Raw genomic sequence first — 19,531 nt, forward strand, 5'->3', positions numbered from 1 at the left:
ATTCCTTTCTATTCTCCACGAAGCACTAAAGCCGGATCAATATCAACAGTTTTAGATACCGGTATTAAAGATGCAACTATAGTTATTACTACACAGACAATAATTGTCATAGGTACCAAAAGAGGTAAGAAACTTACCTTTCTAGCAAATACCGAAATACTTACTCTATTGGCAAATATATATCCCAACACAACGCCTAAAAGTCCACCAAAAACTCCTAAAAATGCTCCTTCACCTAAAAAGTCAACAATTACTGAGGAATTTGTGGCACCCAAAGCTTTCTTAAGACCTATTTCTTTACGCCTTTCAGTTACAACAGCCATCATTGTTGTGGATACACATATCATCATTATGAATAATACTATTATCGTTACAATGAAGACAAGGGCTTGTAATTTGTTCAAAACTATATCTTGTGATGCGGTAACTCTTTTTACCATTTGTGGAGTTAGAGATGCATCCTTTTGTGAAATATTTGATACTATTTTTGAAAGTTCATTTTGTTCGGCTTCTATTGAATATTCTACAACATCAAAATTTTTATCTTTTACAAGCTGTGAAATATCATCAATACTCATAAAAATTAGATCTTCTTCTTTACCACCTGTTGTTACAACTCCTGAAACAACAAAATTAGTATCTATAGAACCTTCACCATGAACCTTGGGAGTATTTATAATAATTTTATCTCCCTCTTTTAATTCCAAAGCCTTTGAAACTTCATTACCTATTAAAACTTCTCTAGATTTTTCAGGCCATGAGCCGTCAATAAGCCAGTATGGAGAATTTTCTTTCGCTCCCTTTAAATCTGTACCTGCAAGCATATAAGGTTGTTCATTAATTTTAGCATTTATATAAATATATGGTGCCTGACCGACTAGCTTTCCTGATGGAATTAAAGATTTAATTTCATCTAACTGGTCATTGGTAATTTTTTTATCAGGATTAGTAGGAATTACCAACATGTTTGCACCATAGGACCTGAATTCCTTACCCATTTGTCTAGGAATATCATAATAAATAGTAACAAGTCCTGATAGAATTGTTGCTCCCATAGCTATAGCAAGCAGTGCTGTTAACATTCTTGCACGTCTTCTTGCTAAGGAAGTCATTATCATTTTTAAATAAAATTTATTTTTACTTTTTTTACCTGCCATGTAGCACCTCCGTTGGATTTAAATTCAAGAGGTATCTTATAGCTGGTATTGAACCCAATATTGTTACAAGAATAATAAGAATTGCTACAATTGGAACTACCATAGCTGTTGGAGCTATTGCTGAACCGAAAACTGTTAGACCAATAATCTGAGTAAGAAGCAACCCAACTCCATAACCTACAACTGTTCCAAATATCGCTGTCAAAATAATTTCCACAAGAATTATACCGATTATTCTTCCATTTGACGCTCCTATAGCTTTTTGAAGTCCAATTTCATTTGATCTTTCCATTACAGATGCTGTAATAAGATTAGAAATACCAAGTCCTGAACCAATCAAAGTTAATACTGTAATTAAAACCATAAGAAGAGTTGTCTTATTTAAAATATCTCCTTCACTTTCTGCAACTTGACGAATCGGCTTAGCTACAGAATCAGTCATTACTTCTGTTATTTGATAGCAAATAGCTGAAACATAAGCTGTGCAATACCATACTTCCCATTCCTTAACAGTTAATGATAGTGGATTTTTTGCAGCCTTTCTTGCTAAATCATTATCTGGTGTAGTAAGAGCTGATACTTCAACTTTATTTACAACTCCAGTAACTCCAGCAAAATCCTGTGCAGTTTTTAAAGTGGAATATATAAATGCATCTTCATCAGAGCCTGATGAGAAAATACCCTTAACTTTAAATTTTTTGTCTAAATTATTGCTCTTTAGCTGGATTTCATCACCAACTTTAAATCCATTTCTGTCAGCAAAAATCTTTCCAAGCATAACTGAGTCCTTATCATCTTCTGATAACCACTCACCTTGAACTTCCCACCAATTTTTAAGTCTAATCATACCAGTATCAATTGATTCTCCAGTAGGCAAATCCATATGCTTATTAAACCATGTTCCTACCATCTTAGTATGCTTAGAATCATTATTACAAGAAACCCAAGTGTTAAGATAGGGCGTATAATCTACAATATTGTAAGCCCAAAAAATAGTTTTAATATTGGGAAGCTCTGATTCCTTTAAATATTTTTGAACCTGCCCCTCTTTTTCTTGCATGCCATACAAATCATCAAGAAGGGAAGCTTCCTTAGGCAATACGTTAATATTTGCTCCATAAGTCTTTAATTCTTGATTAACTTTATCTCCAACACCGAGCATTGTGTTTAACATTGAAGTGGCAAGAGAAGCTCCAAGGGCAACTGTAAATGCAATAAGAGCCATCTTTCCTTTTTGTCTAAAAAGTGCTCCTTTAACTATTCTCCAAAACATAAGCCCTCCTACTTAAATACATAAGACAATGCGTCAAGATCCTTCGGCGCAATCTTTATCTTTTTATCATGGACAATGTATGGGAAAGGTATTGGGTTACATCCACCCTTAAAACCTATTGTACCTCTATTCATTACAACGTCGCACAACTTACAAATAATATCATCGCCTCTTTCGAAATATCCTGATGGACCACATATCTCGCAGGCATCAAGTACAACTCCATAAGAACCTTCTGATTTTTTAATACAGAAAAATCTCATTTGTGCACCGTCTTTTGCCTTATACAAATATCTGTGCAAATGCATATCCTCTAAGCTGCTTAAAGGTATAACAATCATTCCATTTTCAGTTTGATAATCTTCTGGTGGTGAAAGAGCCTGTTCCTTATTAGCATATGCCTTTCCAGCCGTTAATGAAAAAGTATTAATAAATAAAACGACAAGGAAAAAAATTGCCCAACGTCTTTTATTCTTCATTCTATACTTTATTTTTCTTAACTGAGCTCTATTGCTATATTCTTCATTAACTTTAATATTTTGCTTATATAAAATTACTGGAATAGCTATCATAATTAACATTGTTGCAAATAAAAACACATTTTCATGATTAGCTATAAATGCAATAAGTCTAAAAAAGTTAACATTTCTAGGAATGATTCCTTTAGAATAAAATCTTTGAATTATGACGTTAAATTGGCTGATACCTGAACACATCAAGCTCAAAAAAACAATAATCTTTAAGTTTTTACCTTCAAGTTTAACTGAAGACTTATATATGGCAAGTCCTGATAAAATCATCATGATTATCCCAAAAACAAAGCCTAAAATCCTAAAAAGTACAATAGTTGAAACAGCACTTTCGCCATAATATACAAATTTGTTTGATTGGTTAAATACATATGGTAAATAATAAAAACAAATTCCTACAAGATAAACAACAACCGATGATGAAATGAAATTATCATAAATTTTAGCATTTATCTTATCTTCAAATATCATAAAAATTAATATTAAAAATACTGAGATAACTATGGGTACCATAGACCAGAAATTCAATTCTGTTCTATTAATAAAATTAGGTATATTTCTTATAATTATTGAAACAATTGCTGCAATTACCCCTAAAACTAAAGAAATTATAATAACATACTTTTTATATTTGCTCTTTTTAGTTGTATAATAGGCAAGTATTAAAGAAATCATTAGAGAAAAGGCTATTCCCGCCTCCATAACTTTAATAAAAATTTTTAAAATAATTTCACCCCCATAAATGCATATAAGGGGAACGTGAATTCCCCTTCAAAACATTAAAAATTTTCAAAATTTTACCATTGTGGTCCGTTCCATTCGAAATCAGTCCATTCTGCAACAATTGGTTCTGTCCAGAATCTACCTGTTACACCGGTTTCTTTATCTACGTGTAGTAAGTAGTCATTGCCTGGTGCAGCTACTTCGAATTTTACATCATAAACACCAACACCTTCGTCAAATTTAATATTTGCACCATAGTGTGGACCATCAGATGCGTTCATTGGCATGAAAGAAACTTCTTGAACATGGTCTGAACCTTTCTTTTGTATATAAGCTTTTACTTTTAACCATGGAACAAAATCACCAGCACCATAACCTAATGTTGAACCTTCTTCTGATGCTGTAATGTCAGCTTCAATATGGCAGTCAGCTTCTTCTTTAGGAATTGAGTTTCCTGCTGGTTCCATATCAACTGGTTGGAAATATACACCAGAGATTACTAGAGGTCCTTTAGTTTGGTCATCGCCAATTGGAAATTCTTCAAATCCTGCATCTTCTCCTGGAGCTGCAGCTTTAGCATCTCCTGCTTCTTCTTTGTTTCCTTCAGCTGGTGCTTTTTCTTCTGTAGAAGTATTAGCTGTGTTATTAGCTTTTGCTTCTTCTTTTTTACCACAAGCTGTAAATGTTAATGCACATACAAGTGTCATAGCAATAAGAAATAAATTTTTCTTTTTTAACATAATACCCTCCTATTTTTTTTCTTGGCCGGCTTCAAGCTCAGCTCTAATTTTTTTGCTTCTATTATTTTGATATATAACAGAAACAATAGTTACTACTAATAGAATAATTTGTGGAATAAGATTTTCATACCTATCGTATATTCCTATAGCTTCAGCAGACCATCCATTCATCCAAGAAACTACAGTTCTGCCAATTACATCAGCTTCTTGTAATTCTCCTATGCCCTTTCCTAAGAAAGACAAGCAAAGTATGAACATTAACCAAGAAGTAAATGTAAAGAATGGTTTTAATGGTAGCCTTACAGAAACTTTAGCAATTAAATAATATACAATTGCAAGTATTATGGCAGCAACCAAAAGTCCAACCCACATATGCATTGGATTTTCAGAAATGCTTGTTCTCATACCTTGGAAGAACAAAATAAGTTCTGCACCTTCTCTTGCTACAGCTAAGAATGAGGTGAAAGATAAGGCAAAATAATTACCCTTTGAAACAGATTGTTCAACTTTGTTTTTAATGTATCTATTCCAGACTTCAACTTCAGCTTTAGAAAGCATCCAATTAGATACATAAAATAGTACGATAACGGCAAGAAACATTGCGATTCCCTCGAATATTTCTTGTCCCATTCCTGACTCAACTTCTCCCACTGTATTGGCGACAATATTAAATACTCCAGCTAGGACTGCTGAAAAAACAACACCTAGCAAAGCTCCAATATATACACCTTTTAAATAAGTTCTATTATTAGTCTTTGATAAATATGCAGCAATGGCAGCTACAACTAAAATGGCTTCAAGTCCTTCACGAAGTGTAAGTCCAAGGACTGCAAAAAATGTACCAAATCTTTTTAGCAGCTCTCCCATCAATTGACCTGTTGAAAGGCTATTTGCATCTTCTTGACTTTGACTACTGGACTTGGAATCTCCAGAGGTTCCATCAAGAGTATGAGCATCTTCATGAAGATAAGTTATAAGTGCATCAATTTCATCTTTAACTTCTTTTGGGTCTGCATCTTCTTTAATAGATTTTTTTGCTCTATAAAATTGATGTTCAACCATTGAACCCCTTTGACCTGAAATTGCAGACATAGTTGTTTTTTCAAATCCAATTTTTTCATAGAATTTAAAATAAGCTACGTTAACCGCATCTGTGGCCGCTTTTTTAGCATCCTTATCTCCAGGCTTGTAGACTTCCACAGCTTTTTGTAAATGTTCTGACATAGCATCAGCAACTTCAACCCAGTTAGCATACTGTGTTTCTGCTGCAAAAGCAGACATAAAAGTTAGGCTAATCATGATTACTATCATTGCAAAAATGCTAGTCCTTTTCTTTAATAAATTCATCTCTATCCCCTTTTCTTTATTAAACTTCCATCTTCCATTTGGTAAAGTATATTACCATATTTTAATATATCAAGCTCATGAGTAACTATAATAAGTGCCGTACCTTTAGAATTTATTTTTTTCAATAAATCCATTATCTCCACAGTAGTATTTTTATCCAAATCACTTGTAGGCTCATCTAAAATCAAAAGCTCAGGAGAATTAATCATGGATCTGGCTATAAGCACTCTTTTTAGCTCTCCTCCAGATAAATTTCTAGGAAAATCATCTTTCAGATGCAAAATTCCCATCATATCAAGAAGCATAGCTGCTTTTTCATAAGCAGATTCATCTCTTTTAAATAGATAATAAGGAAGAGATACATTCTCTAAAACATTTAAATTTGGAAGAGTTCCTAAACTTTGTGGCACAAAACCTATAATTTCATTCCTATATTTGCTAATTTCCCTATCAGAAAAATCACCTATATTTTTGCCCTTAGCAAAAATTTTACCTTCTGTAGGTTTTAATAAACCGGACAAAAGATTTAAAAAAGTTGACTTTCCGGAACCACTTCTGCCAATTATATTGACAAACTCTGCCTCATTCAAGGTAAAGTTTACATTTTTAACTGCAAAGAATGTATTAGAACCTCTTTTAAAACTCTTACTTAAATTTTCAGTTTTAATTATTGATTCCATTATGAATTTCTTTCTTTCATACAATAATAAATATTAACTAAAACCAATATTCCTGCCAACAATGTGCAAAATGGAATGGTTTTTGCCCTGCATGCCATATCAGCTTTCATACATCCACCGATAAGCACGTGAGCATTTAGTATCTCTAAAATACCAATTGCTATATTTGAAATAGATAATCCTAAAGATATTTTTGAATCTTTAACTATAATAAAAATGATTGCTAACACTAAAATAACTGCACCAATGCCCATAGTCATATTTCCCATCCAATGGCATTTCATAAACATACCATTTTCCATAGGAGGACAAACAGGTGTTATAAATTTTGGTGCAAGCACTAACAAAAGACCTATAATAGCAGAAATATATCCAAAAATTTTCTTTCTACTCATTTTAGTCATCCTTTCTACTTATCTTTACAAGTAATATTGTAATATAAAAAGGTATTTATGTTTTTTAAAAATTACATTAATTAAATGTAAATTGTTAATTGATATCACTTAACAAGAATTCTCAATTATAATATATGATTTTTTTAATTTTTGCAATAATTTTTTAAAAATATACAAATAAATATAAGCCAAAAAAAAGCTCTTGAAAACATTATTGAATTTCAAGAGCAAAATTTTATTTGCGAGATTAAAATTGAATTATTTGAACTTATTTCCTAAGTGTCAAGCTTTAAAGTGCCTGTGTAATAAGCACCCACTCCCCGATTGTTGTCCTTATCATCTTTCTCTACTGTATTTTTAAGTTTTAAATCACCGACATATGTTTTACCATCCACTTTTATTTCATAATTTAGTAAATTTCCTTTAAATTCTACAGGTCCATCCTTAATAAGCTTTACAATAAGAACTTGAAATTCTTCTAAAGTATTTCCATCAGGAGTTGTTTTATACCTAACTCCTTCCTCCTTGCAGTCCTTTAAATCTGCATAATAAATTTTATTATTTTCCGGATCAAAAACTTCTTCATTTTCACTTGGCTTTAACTCGCCACTTTGTTTAGAGTTTTCCACTTTCCCTTGCTGACATTGACCATTTTTATCAACAGCTTTTCCCAAATCTTTATTATTTTTTACTTGGCTTACTTCTGTATTTTCTTTTTTATCAAGATTTTCATTACCGGTCTTGTTACAAGCAATTAGGGTAAAGGTCAAAAAAATTATAGATAGAAAAGTCACTCTTTTAATAATCTTTATCATAAAAAACCTCCTATATTTTTATTGATAAAAGCATTTGTTATTTAATTAGTTATTTTTTTTAATTTTATCTATCTTGCCCAACCTCTGTCATATAGGTCGTCGATATAAACGCCCTTAAACCAATTTTCTCTCATTTCAACAACTTTATTTAAGTACAATGTGCCAACAAATTTTCTTCCACTTCTTACAACTTCATAATTTGGAATTGCCGTTGGAAAATTTGAATGACTTTGATATATTTCCGCTCTGTAACCATAAATAACATCATCATCAAAACCTAATACTGAAATTTTTTTACAAATTCCTTTATAGGTGTCTTCACTTCTTACATAATTTTCATTTTCTGCAAAAACAGATATTAATGAAAAAGTTAGAATAAACATTAACGATATTATAAATAATCGTTTTCCTGTCTTCGTGATTTACTTCCTTTCTCCAAAGGCTTTTATCTGTTACTTATATACCCTATTTTTTTTAAATCACTTGTTTTATAAAATTTACTATTTTTACTTCAAAGAATTTGCCGACTTATTTGCCATGAGATAAAGCTAAAAAAGGCAGGACATCATTCCCGCCGAGCTTGTTAAGAAAGTAGAAAAGCGTCATACAAAGACAATAATCTGAAAAAAATCAATAAAATTTCAAAATGAAAATTCTTAACCAAAATCACATTATTTAATATTAGTAAATTTGATATTTAGAAGTTCGTATTTTAAAAATTTCATATTTTTATATTTTATTGTAAGACTTTACGTCTTGTATGCGTTCTTAACAGACTCGTATCCCGCCTTTTATTAATATAATCCCAAAAGTTTTCCCTGTAAATTTTCATCTAATTGAAGCTCATGGATTGAGCCTCTTGAAACAATGACATCAACCTTGCAAAAATCTCTTATCCATGTGGATATAAATGGTTCGTGGCTGATGATAATATTTATTTTATCTCTTTCAAAACCTTCTATAAAATCTCTAATATTATAATTTAAAACCTCTTCATTTATAGTGAAATCTGTTTTTAAGATTTCTGACAAAATCTCGGCACTTTGACAGGCTCTTTTTAAGGGTGATGAATAAATTTTAATTTTCTTATCTTTAGAAAAAGATTTACTAAATTCTTTATATTTATTATAGAGTTCAATCTTTCCTTGTGTTGTTAATTCTCTGGAAAAATCATCTCCGAAAACTTCTGCTTTTCCATGCCTTAGGAAATATATAATCATTTTATATTATAAAACCCATCCATTCCTGCATATTTTCCTGCACCTTCAAGCTCGTCTTCTATTCTCAAAAGTTGGTTATATTTTGCCATTCTTTCACTTCTTGCTGGTGCACCTGTCTTTATGAAACCGGCATTTGTTGCCACTACTAAATCTGATATAGTTGTGTCTTCAGTTTCTCCAGACCTATGAGAAATTATAGCTGTCATATTATATCTTTTAGCTAGTTCAATAGCATCAAGAGTTTCTGTTAGTGTTCCTATTTGATTTAACTTAATAAGTATTGAGTTTGAAACTTTTTCATCTATACCTTTTTTAAGTCTTTTAGTATTTGTAACGAATAAATCATCACCAACTAATTGAACCTTATCTCCAATTAACTCTGTTAAATATTTCCAGCCTTGCCAATCATCTTCAGACAAACCATCTTCAATTGATACAATAGGATAAGTTTCCACTAGGGTTTTATAATATTGTGAAATTTCTTTAGAGTCATAAGAAATCCCTTCACCTTTTAGTTCGTATTTATTGTCTTTTTCCTTATAAAATTCTGAAGCTGCTGCATCTATTGCAAGAACAATATCTTTTCCTGCTTTGTATCCAGCACTTTCTATTGCTTTTACAATAATATCAAGTGCTTCTTTGTTTGAAGATAAATTTGGTGCAAAACCACCTTCATCACCAACGGCAGTTGAAAGTCCCATAGATTTTAATTCTTTTTTTAGAGCCGCATAAGTTTCAGCTCCCATTCTCAAGGCTTCTTTAAAAGACTTTGCTCCCACTGGTAGAATCATAAATTCTTGAATATCGACATTATTATCAGCATGAGCCCCACCATTTAATATATTCATCATTGGAACAGGTAAAGTTTTCGCATTTACACCACCTATATAAGAATATAAGGGAAGACCTAACTCATCTGCTGCTGCACGAGCTACTGCAAGAGAAACTCCAAGAATTGCATTGGCTCCTAATTTTGATTTATTTTCTGTTCCATCTAAATCTATTAAAAGTTTATCTATTGAAACTTGATCAAAAACATAAGCATCTAAAAGTTCTTCAGCTATAATGTTATTTACATTATCTACAGCTTTTTCTACTCCCTTGCCATTATAAAATTTTCCTCCATCACGAAGTTCGCAAGCTTCATGTATACCTGTACTTGCTCCTGATGGAACAATAGCTCTACCAAAGCCTCCTTGGTCTGTCAAAACTTCAACTTCTACTGTAGGATTTCCTCTTGAGTCTAAAACTTCTCTTGCATAAACATCTTTAATAAAACTCATTTTAATACTCCTCTTTATTTTTCAATTAATGACTTTCCTGTCATTTCCTTTGGTTGTTTTATATTTAAAAGTTCGAGAATAGTTGGAGCAATATCGCACAAAGCTCCTTCACTTCTCAACTTTACATTTTCCACTCCATATAAAATAAATGGAACCTTATTTGTGGTATGGCTTGTAATAGGCTTGTTATCTTTAGTAAGCATCATATCACAATTTCCGTGGTCTGCTGTTATAAGTAGGGCACCACCTAATTTTTTTATTTCCTTTAAAATTTTTCCTATGCAATTATCTACAGTTTCCACCGCCTTTATTGCAGCCGGAATTACACCTGTGTGCCCAACCATATCTGGATTTGCAAAGTTTAAAATTATGCAGTCATAGATATTTTCCCTCAATTTTTCAATCAAATTTTCTGTGATTTCCGGTGCACTCATTTCAGGTTTTAAATCATATGTTGCAACCTTAGGAGATTGAACCAAAATTCTGTCTTCTCCTTCAAACATAACTTCACGACCACCGTTGAAGAAAAATGTTACATGGGCATATTTTTCTGTTTCAGCAATTCTAAGCTGTCTTAAATGATTTTTTTCTAAAATTTCTCCAAGTGTATTTGTTGGTCTATTTTCTGGATAGGCAATATTTGTATGTGGAATTGTATCATCATATTGAGTCATTGTTACAAGAAAAATATTTTTTTCTTTTCTAGGAAATCCATCAAAATTTTCATCAACCAAAGCCCTTACAATCTGTCTTGCTCTGTCTGGTCTGAAATTGAAAAATATTAAGGAATCTCCATCCTTTATTTTGCCCTCACAATCAATTTCCACAGGTTTTATAAATTCATCTGTAACTCCATTATCATAGGATGATTTTATTGCATCAAGAGCATTAGGATTTGAATTATCATATTTTTCCGTAACTAAGTCAAAATATTTTTTTATTCTTTCCCATCTCTTATCTCTGTCCATAGCATAATATCTGCCTGAAATATCAGCAATCTTACCCACGCCAACTTTTTTTAAGTAATCTTCAAGTTCTTTTACGTCTTCTAAACTTGCATCTGGAGAAACATCACGTCCATCAGTAATTACATGTATATATACTTTTTTAAGTCCTTCTTTTTTTGCTAAATCTATAAGTGCAAGCAAGTGTTTGAAGTGGGAGTGAACACCGCCCTTTGATACAAGACCCATCAAATGAAGGCTTGAGTTATTCTTTTTCGCATTTTCAACAGCCTTTAAAAACATTTGATTATGATAGAAATTTCCATTGTCTATGTCATTTCCTATTCTTGTTAAATCTTGAAAAACTACTCTTCCAGCTCCAATATTTAAATGACCTACTTCGGAATTTCCCATTTGTCCCATGGGAAGTCCTACCCATTTTTCGCTGGCATATATTTCTGTATGAGGACAAGTTTCATAAAGCTTATCAAGATTTTCAGTCTTAGCAAGACTAATTGCATTTCCAGGATAATCTTTATATAATCCAAATCCATCTAATATCATAAGTAATACAGGTTTCATATATTCTCCTTGTAATTAATAATCTTCAAAAACTCTTTAGCTTCCAAAGATGCTCCACCAACTAAAGCTCCATCAATATCAGGACAAGCTAGCAAATTTTTAGCATTTGACCCCTTTACAGACCCTCCATATAAGATTCTAATAAATTCACTTTCATTTTTATTTAACTTAGAAAGAGTATCTCTTATGAATTTACACATATCTTGAGCATCATCAGAAGAGCAAGTCTTGCCTGTTCCTATTGCCCAAATCGGTTCATAAGCTATCGTCAAATTATCTCTATTAAAATCTAAATTTTCTAAAGCTGCAAGAATTTCTTCTTTTACAAAATCATTTTGCTTATTTTTCTCACGAACTTCGGCTTCTTCGCCTAAACAAAGTATAACTTTTAAATTATTTTCAAAAGCTCTTAAAATTTTTTCTCTTATTGTTTGGTAATCTTCGGAGAAAATAGTACGTCTTTCGCTGTGTCCTATAATTACATAATCACAAAATTCTTTGAGCATTTTCCCTGAAACTTCACCAGTATAAGCTCCATCATTAAATTTACATATATTTTGACTTCCTACATAGATTTTGCCATTAGAATTTCTTTTAACAGCATCTAAAGAAGTAAAGGGAGGTGCTATTAAGACATCAACATCCTTAAAATCATTTTTTACAAGGTCTTTTATAAATTCTTCTGCTTCTTTTGCGGTTTTATTCATCTTCCAGTTCCCGCATATAAACTTAGTTCTCATTTGCTTCACCTAAAGCCTTAATTGCAGGAAGAACTTTTCCTTCAAGCAGTTCTAAGCTTGCTCCACCACCTGTAGAAATATGGCTTATTTTATCTTCCACACCAGCTTTTTCTACAGCAGCGACAGAATCTCCACCACCGACTATAGTTAAAGCATCTGAATCAGCCAAGATTTTAGCAATTCCCACAGTACCCTTTGAAAATTCATCTACTTCAAAAACTCCAGCAGGTCCATTCCAAACAATTGTCTTGGCATCTTTTAAAACCATCTTAATTTTTTTCAAACTATTTGGTCCTATATCTAAAACCATCTTATCTTTGTCTATGCTTGAAGCATCTACCACTTGACCCTTTGCATCATCAGAAATTTCTCTCGCTTCAATAAAATCTTCAGGCAAAATTAAATTTACACCTTTTTTTGATGCTTGATCAATAATTTGACGAGCAAGGTCGAGCTTATCATCTTCAACTAAGGATTTTCCTACTTCCTTACCCATAGATTTTATAAAGGTGTTAGCCATAGCTCCTACAATAACTATGGAGTCAATTTTGTCTAAAAGATTTTTAATAAGATTGATTTTATCAGAAACCTTAGCTCCACCAAGAATTGCTACAAAAGGTCTTTTTGGATTTTCTAAGCTTTCTTTTAAATATTTAATTTCTTTTTCTAACAAAAATCCGGCGGCAGAAGGTAAAAATTTGCTTACACCTACATTAGAAGCGTGGGCTCTGTGTGCAGTACCAAAAGCATCATTTACATAAATATCTGCAAGTGAGGCTAAATCTTTTGAAAAAGATTCTTCATTTTTTTCTTCTTCAGGACGGAATCTTAAATTTTCTAAAAGAGCAATCTCTGCGTTTTTAAGATTTTTAACCTTATCCTTAACCTCTTTATTAACAACTTCTTTTTCATCAATAAAAAGAATATCTTCTCCTAAAATTTCACTGAGTCTTTGTGCCACAGGTCTTAGAGATAAATCTTTATTATATTTTCCCTTTGGTCTTCCTAAATGGCTCATAAGAATGATTTTTCCACCTTGTTCTTTTATATATTTGATAGTGGGAAGGCTTTTTTTGATTCTATCATCACCTTTTACTTTTCCATCTTTAATAGGAACATTAAAATCAACTCTTACAAGAACAGTTTTGCCATTAAAATTAAAATCTTCTAATTTTTTAATCATTTTCCACCTTACTTTAAATTATTTAAAACTTTTTGAGCCCTTTGGACTAATTTATCTTTTCCTAAAAGATATATAATATTTGACATTTCAGGTCCATGAACATTGCCTGAAATAGCAGCTCTTACAGGCATATATAAGTTTTTGCCCTTTACACCTGATTTCTTTTGAACTTCTTTCATTAATCCATTTGCAACTTCAAGTGAAATTTCGTCATGGCTATTTACAACTTCAATAAAAGTTTTAAGTAAATCAGGAACATGTTCTTTATTTATTTCTTCCATAGCTGCATCTTCAGTTATTTTTAAATCGCCAAACAAAAATCCTATATGTTTAGGAATATCTTCTAATTTATCAATCGCTTCTTTAATTGTATCTATTAAAACTTTATACCATTCAAAATTTTCTCTTATATAAGCTTCTTCCAAAAGTCCTGAATCAACAACATAAGGAATAGAAAGCTCTGCCAATTTTTCTATGGGATATTGTTTAATATAGTGAGCATTAACCCAGTTTAATTTATCAGTATCAAAGATACCGCCACTTTTGCCAACCCTATCAAAATCAAATTTTGAAACAAGCTCATCCATATTCATAATTTCATCGCCATCTTCAGGTGACCAGCCAACAAGAGCTAAATAATTAATAATACCTTCTGGCAAATATCCTCTTTCCTTAAAATCTTCAACAGAAACATCGCCTTGTCTTTTTGAAAGTTTTTTTCTATCTTTATTTAAAACTGTAGGAAGGTGAACATATTCTGGACTTTCCCAGCCTAAAGCTTGGTATAAGAAAACATGTTTAGGAGTTGAAGAAAGCCATTCTTCTCCTCTAACAACATGAGTAATGCCCATTAAATGATCATCAACAACTACAGCCATGTGATAAGTTGGAAATCCATCTGACTTCATAAGTACTTGGTCATCAATTTCATTGGTATTAATAGTAACCTTACCACGAACCAAATCATTAAAAGTTATATCTTTGTTGTGAGGAAGTTTAAGTCTAACCACATATTCTTCTCCACTAGCAATTCTTTTTTTTGCTTCATCTAGAGGAATTTCTCTGCAAAGTCCATCATATTTTGGCACTTGTCCTTTAATTCTTGTTCTTCACGCAAATGGTCAAGTCTATCTTTGCTACAGAAACAATAGTAAGCATAGCCATTTTCAATCAGTTGATCTACATATTTTTTATAGATATCTAATCTTTGAGATTGAATATATGGACCATATTCTCCCTTTTGAACAATTTTTCCATCTTCAACGAAGACACCTTCATCATAAGTGATTCCTGCCCATTTTAAAGAATCTATTAAATTTTCAATAGCTCCTTGAACAAATCTTGTTCTGTCAGTATCTTCAATTCTTAAAATAAATTTTCCACCATTATTTCTTGCGAATAAGTAGTTATATAAGGCAGTCCTCAAACCACCTATATGAAGAAAACCTGTCGGTGACGGTGCAAATCTTAATCTAACTTCTTTCATTAAATAACACTCCCAAATAATGTAATTCTACATTATAGTATAGATAAAATTGGAAATTTTGTAAACTGAATAAATAAAAAATCAAGACTTAATAAGAAACTCCATGAGAGCTTTAAATTTTCTTATAATTTTTAGTAAATAAAAAAAGGATAGACTTGCTATCCTTAAATTTAATATTCAAATAAATCAACTGCTTGGTAATTTTCAATTTTTTCTTCATTTTCCACATCATTTGTTTGATTTTGTTGTGTAGCTTGTGGTTTTTCTACAGCTTTATCCTTTTCTACTTTTGAAAATTGATATAGCCCCCAAGATTCAAGCTCAGTATCTGTACCAATCCAAACTGGATTGCCAATTTTCATCTGTGGAAAAACTGCCTCTTCTATATCGTAGTTAAACATTCTTATGCAGCCATTTGAATAATAACCTCCGATTTGATGCGGCTTTATATTTCCATGAATTCCGTAGCCAGAAAATCCCTTTAAACTTAAACCCATCCATCTTTCTCCCAAAGGATTTTTAGGATCATCAGCAGCTACTGGTTTATATTTCCCGTTCATTCCTCCCCAAGCTGGATTTTTATGCATATTTCCAATTTTACCCCTGCCCGATGGAGTTTGTGTTGCAGATGTTCCTAAAGTTACTGGATATTTTCCTAAAGACTTATCTCCCATATACATAGTCAAAATTCTTCTTGATTTATTTACAGCGATCCAATAACCCTTACTTGGTGGATTTGTTACCATATCCCAAACTTTATAATCCTTATTATATAAGGCCTCTTTAGTTTTATTGTCCAAAGTTCCGCTAATAGGAATATTCATAGTTGCTTGAAATTTTTTTATATTTGCTGTTCTTTCTGCACCTTTTTTATCTACAAAATTATTTTCCCTCACAAACTGAGCAAAAGTCATCTGCGGAACAAGGCTTATTAATAAAAATAAAATTACTGTTTTTTGTATAAATTTTTTCATAATCATAATTATAGTATGTCCTTTAAAAATTTTACCAGTATAAGATTTTTCGCACTGACAAATTTCAAGAGGTCTTCCTGTGACTAAAACTTCTCCTCCTCCATCTCCGCCTTCAGGTCCTAAATCTATTATATAATCTGCAGTCTTTATAACATCTAAATTATGCTCTATAACTACCACAGTATTACCCTTATCTACTAATCTATTTAAAACTTTTATCAATTTTAAAACATCATAAGAATGAAGACCTGTTGTAGGCTCATCTAAGATATAAATTGTAGAACCAGTAGCTTTTTTTGAGAGTTCTGTTGCAAGCTTTATTCTTTGTGCTTCACCGCCAGAGAGCTGAGTTGATGGCTGTCCAAGTTTTAAATAAGATAAACCAACATCTTTTAATGTTTCCAATTTTCTTATTACTCTTGGATGATTCTTAAAAAATTCAAGAGCTTCTTCTACTGTCATATCTAAGACCTCAGAAATATTTTTACCCTTGTACTTTACCTGTAAAGTTTCTCTGTTATATCTTTGACCCTTACAAACTTCACAAGGCACATAAACATCAGGCAAAAAGTGCATTTCAACTTTTATTATTCCATCACCCTTGCAGGCTTCGCATCTTCCACCTTTTACATTAAAAGAAAATCTTCCTTTTTTATAACCACGCATCTTTGCTTCGTTAGTCATAGCAAAAATATCTCTAATTAAATCAAAAGTTCCAGTATAAGTTGCAGGATTAGACCTAGGTGTCCTTCCAATAGGACTTTGGTCAATGTCTACAACCTTGTCAAGATTTTCAAGCCCTGTAATTTCTCTATAAAGTCCCGGTTTAATTCTTGATTTATTAATTTTTTGCCCAAGAGCTTTAAATAAAATTTCATTTACAAGAGATGACTTACCTGAACCTGAAACTCCTGTAACAGCAATGAATTGTCCCAAAGGAAATTCCACATCAATATTTTTTAGGTTATGCTCTCTTGCTCCTTTTACAAAGATAGACTTTCCTGTATAGGGTCTTCTTTCTTTAGGCACTTCAATTTTTTTCCTACCTGACAAAAAATCACCAGTTATAGATTCCTTAGAATTAATTATATCTAAGACACTTCCTTGACCAACAATTCTCCCACCATTTCTGCCTGCAAAGGGACCAATATCAACAATCTCATCACAAGATCTCATGGTTTCTTCGTCATGTTCCACAACAATTAAAGTATTTCCTATATCTGTTAAATTTCTTAAAGCTCCCAAAAGTTTTTCATTATCTCTCTGATGAAGTCCTATGGAGGGTTCATCAAGAACATAAATTACTCCCACCAATTGAGAACCGATTTGTGTTGCAAGTCTTATTCTTTGAGCCTCTCCTCCCGAAAGAGTGCCAGCCATTCTTGAAAGAGTTAAATATTCTAGCCCAACAGTAAATAAAAATGAAAGTCTGTCTTTTATTTCTTTCAAAAGTTCTTTTGCAATAATTTTTTCCTTATCAGATAATTTTAAATTTTTAATAAATTCTAGAGTTTTTGAAATTGAAAGCTCTGTGAGTTCAAAAATATTCAATCCTCCAACTTTTATTGATAGAGATTCTTCCTTAAGTCTTGAGCCATGACACTTGTGGCAGGGAGAATCAATTAAAAATTCATCTATTTTATCAATCATTTTGTTTGAAGAGGTTTCTAAATATCTTCTCTTTAAATTTTCCTTTATTCCTTCAAAAGAGCCTTCATAATCCTTAATACCAGAAAAATATGAGTCAAAAGTAAAGTTTAGATTTCCTTCATATCCATTAAAAATAGCATCAATAAATTCTCTAGGTGCTTCTTTAATAGGTTTTTTTGTAGAAAAATTAAATTTATCTGCCACAGCCTTTATCATCTCATAATAGTAGGTTCCCTTAGATGAAGAATAACAAGCTATTGCCCCCTCTTCTATAGATAAGTCTTTGTTGGGAATAACTAAATCCTCATCAACTTCTTTGGAAAATCCAAGTCCCTTACATTCATCACAAGCCCCTAGTGGTGAATTAAAGGAAAATGAACGTGGGGAGATTTCTTCAATTACAATACCACAGTCAGGACAAGCTAATTTTGTAGAAAAAATTAAATCTTCTCCATCAATTACATTCACCTTTACTATGCCATCAGATAAGCCGCTGGCAAGTTCTAAAGACTCAAATAATCTCGATTCTATCTTTTCTTTTATGATAATCCTATCTATAACAACATCAATATCGTGATTTTTATTTTTTTCAAGTTCTAAATCTTCAGCAATATCATGGGCTTGTCCATCTACAAAAATTCTCAAAAACCCTTCTTTTCTTATTTTTTCTAAAACTTTTTTATGAGTTCCTTTTCTGTGACGCACAATTGGTGAAAGAATCTGAATCTTTTGTCTTTCTTCAAGTCCCATAAGCTTATCTACCATTTGATCAATTGTAAATGCTGTTACTTCCTTACCACACTTGGGGCAAAAAGCATGACCAACTCTTGCATAAAGAAGTCTTAAATAATCATAAATTTCTGTAACTGTACCCACAGTTGAACGTGGGTTTTTGGAAGTGGTTTTTTGGTCTATAGAAATTGAAGGGCTCATCCCTTCTATATAATCAACTTCCGGCTTATCCATCTGTCCCAAAAATTGTCTTGCATAGGAAGATAGAGATTCAACATATCTCCTTTGACCTTCAGCATAAATTGTATCGAAGGCAAGGGAAGATTTTCCTGAACCTGAAAGTCCAGTAAAAACTATAAATTTATTTCTCGGTATAGTTAAATCTATATTTTTTAAATTGTGTTGTCTTGCTCCCTTTATTTTTATAAATTCTTCAGTCAATATATCACCTAAACTAACGCTTCTTTCTTCTTCTCTTTGAGTTCTTTTATCTTATCTCTAATTTCAGCAGCTTTTTCAAAATCTAAGGCTTCTGCTGCTTCATACATTTGTGGCTTTAGAGCATCTATCATAGCTTGAATTTCATCCTTTGTAAATTCATCTTCAAAATCTTCTTCTTTAAACGAAACATCCGATTCGGCAGCAAGTGTTGTATTTAGAACATCTCTTATATCTTTAATAATGGATTTTGGAACTATACCATGTTCTTTATTATAGGCATCTTGAATTTTTCTACGCCTATTTGTTTCATCTATTGTCTCCTTCATAGATTCAGTAATATTATCAGCATACATTATTACTTTTCCTGAAACATTTCTTGCCGCACGTCCAGCGGTTTGAATTAGGGAAGTTCTAGACCTCAAAAATCCCTCTTTGTCTGCATCTAAAATTGCTACAAGGGAAACTTCCGGCATATCCAAACCCTCTCTTAAAAGATTTATGCCAACTAAAACATCTATCTTTGCCTGTCTTAAATCTTTAATTATCTGCATTCTTTCTAAAGTTTCAACATCAGAATGCATATAAGTTGCCTTAATTCCTATTTCCTTAAAATGCTTAGTTAAATCTTCTGCCATT

The 19,531-nt window shown here is 32.0% G+C and carries 16 protein-coding genes and 1 pseudogene; all 17 read right to left on the bottom strand.

The genetic code is table 11. The features are described from left to right. Positions 1-8 precede the first annotated feature (8 nt). A complete protein-coding gene (locus tag HMPREF9131_RS00870) occupies positions 9-1,157 on the bottom strand; it encodes an FtsX-like permease family protein (RefSeq protein WP_009344859.1) in 1,149 nt (382 codons plus the stop codon). After that, the gene (locus HMPREF9131_RS00875) at positions 1,147-2,430 is read right to left on the bottom strand and encodes an ABC transporter permease (RefSeq protein WP_009344839.1); all 1,284 of its coding nucleotides are present in this window, start codon (positions 2,428-2,430) and stop codon (positions 1,147-1,149) included. The genes HMPREF9131_RS00870 and HMPREF9131_RS00875 overlap by 11 nt, the downstream gene beginning before the upstream one ends. Before the next feature lie 8 nt (positions 2,431-2,438). Then, on the bottom strand, positions 2,439-3,662 hold the full coding sequence (locus HMPREF9131_RS00880) for a DUF2318 domain-containing protein (RefSeq protein ID WP_009344818.1): 1,224 nt from the start codon (positions 3,660-3,662) through the stop codon (positions 2,439-2,441). Positions 3,663-3,757: 95 nt separating this feature from the next. Beyond that, positions 3,758-4,423 carry an iron transporter gene (locus tag HMPREF9131_RS00885; protein ID WP_009344855.1) on the bottom strand — a complete coding sequence of 222 codons (666 nt, stop codon included), beginning with the start codon at positions 4,421-4,423 and terminating at the stop codon, positions 3,758-3,760. A gap of 9 nt (positions 4,424-4,432) precedes the next feature. Beyond that, positions 4,433-5,770 (bottom strand): FTR1 family protein, encoded by a 1,338-nt coding sequence (locus HMPREF9131_RS00890; RefSeq protein WP_009344826.1) that lies wholly within the window; start codon positions 5,768-5,770, stop codon positions 4,433-4,435. Between the two features lie 2 nt (positions 5,771-5,772). Continuing rightward, positions 5,773-6,450, bottom strand: a complete 678-nt coding sequence (locus HMPREF9131_RS00895; protein ID WP_009344834.1) for an ABC transporter ATP-binding protein — start codon at positions 6,448-6,450, stop codon at positions 5,773-5,775. Further along, positions 6,450-6,845: a DUF4418 family protein gene (locus HMPREF9131_RS00900; protein ID WP_004824202.1), complete on the bottom strand. Its 396-nt coding sequence runs from the start codon at positions 6,843-6,845 to the stop codon at positions 6,450-6,452. The genes HMPREF9131_RS00895 and HMPREF9131_RS00900 overlap by 1 nt, the downstream gene beginning before the upstream one ends. A 275-nt stretch (positions 6,846-7,120) precedes the next feature. Beyond that, on the bottom strand, positions 7,121-7,660 hold the full coding sequence (locus HMPREF9131_RS00905) for a hypothetical protein (RefSeq protein ID WP_009344836.1): 540 nt from the start codon (positions 7,658-7,660) through the stop codon (positions 7,121-7,123). Positions 7,661-7,728: 68 nt separating this feature from the next. Continuing rightward, positions 7,729-8,043 (bottom strand): hypothetical protein, encoded by a 315-nt coding sequence (locus tag HMPREF9131_RS00910; protein ID WP_009344827.1) that lies wholly within the window; start codon positions 8,041-8,043, stop codon positions 7,729-7,731. A 411-nt stretch (positions 8,044-8,454) separates the two neighbouring features. Further along, entirely contained in the window at positions 8,455-8,880 is a 426-nt protein-coding gene (locus HMPREF9131_RS00915; RefSeq protein ID WP_009344853.1) for a histidine phosphatase family protein, read from the bottom strand. Then, a complete protein-coding gene (gene eno, locus HMPREF9131_RS00920; protein ID WP_009344822.1) occupies positions 8,877-10,163 on the bottom strand; it encodes a phosphopyruvate hydratase in 1,287 nt (428 codons plus the stop codon). The genes HMPREF9131_RS00915 and eno overlap by 4 nt, the downstream gene beginning before the upstream one ends. Positions 10,164-10,177: 14 nt before the next feature. After that, complete coding sequence (gene gpmI, locus HMPREF9131_RS00925) at positions 10,178-11,689, bottom strand: 2,3-bisphosphoglycerate-independent phosphoglycerate mutase (RefSeq protein ID WP_009344845.1); 1,512 nt, start codon at positions 11,687-11,689, stop codon at positions 10,178-10,180. Next, complete coding sequence (tpiA, locus tag HMPREF9131_RS00930; RefSeq protein WP_009344813.1) at positions 11,686-12,429, bottom strand: triose-phosphate isomerase; 744 nt, start codon at positions 12,427-12,429, stop codon at positions 11,686-11,688. The genes gpmI and tpiA overlap by 4 nt, the downstream gene beginning before the upstream one ends. Further along, the gene (pgk, locus tag HMPREF9131_RS00935) at positions 12,419-13,612 is read right to left on the bottom strand and encodes a phosphoglycerate kinase (protein WP_009344863.1); all 1,194 of its coding nucleotides are present in this window, start codon (positions 13,610-13,612) and stop codon (positions 12,419-12,421) included. Before pgk ends, tpiA begins: the two co-directional genes overlap by 11 nt. 8 nt (positions 13,613-13,620) lie before the next feature. Next, positions 13,621-15,098: pseudogene (gene gltX, locus HMPREF9131_RS00940) on the bottom strand (glutamate--tRNA ligase). A gap of 170 nt (positions 15,099-15,268) precedes the next feature. Next, positions 15,269-18,895 carry an excinuclease ABC subunit UvrA gene (gene uvrA / locus HMPREF9131_RS00945; protein WP_009344804.1) on the bottom strand — a complete coding sequence of 1,209 codons (3,627 nt, stop codon included), beginning with the start codon at positions 18,893-18,895 and terminating at the stop codon, positions 15,269-15,271. Between the two features lie 8 nt (positions 18,896-18,903). Next, positions 18,904-19,531, bottom strand: a 628-nt coding sequence (locus tag HMPREF9131_RS00950; RefSeq protein WP_009344809.1) for a helicase-related protein, incomplete at its 5' end; no start/stop codon positions are given.

It is taken from the genome of Peptoniphilus sp. oral taxon 836 str. F0141 (assembly GCF_000179335.1).
Classification (GTDB): domain Bacteria; phylum Bacillota; class Clostridia; order Tissierellales; family Peptoniphilaceae; genus Peptoniphilus_A; species Peptoniphilus_A lacrimalis.